This window comes from Xenorhabdus bovienii (assembly GCF_024721015.1).
Lineage (GTDB): Bacteria > Pseudomonadota > Gammaproteobacteria > Enterobacterales > Enterobacteriaceae > Xenorhabdus > Xenorhabdus bovienii.
The window spans coordinates 1-265 of the sequence record NZ_JANAIF010000429.1; the positions used below are offsets into that span (position 1 = coordinate 1).

Annotated in this window: 1 protein-coding gene; it reads left to right on the top strand. The window is 51.3% G+C overall.

From position 1 onward, the window contains the following. Positions 1 to 265 (top strand): mannonate dehydratase (locus NXS07_RS21280; RefSeq protein WP_258087670.1); only part of this gene is annotated, 265 nt, incomplete at both ends.

Sequence of the window (265 nt, forward strand, 5' to 3'; positions counted from 1 at the left end):
TCCATTGACAGTCCTGCCAACGGAATAACTCTATGCACTGGCTCTCTTGGAGTTAGTGCAGACTTTGACCCCGTTGATTTTGTTGATCAACTGGGTAGCAAAGTCCACTTCTGCCATTTGCGAAATACCACCCGTCTGCAACCTTCCGACGCGTGCAAAACAAGTTTCTTTGAAGACGAACATCTTGGCGGAGACGTCGATATGGCAGCAACGATATCGGCGCTGGTTGATGAAGAGCGCCGGCGGAAGAGCCAAGGGCGTTCTG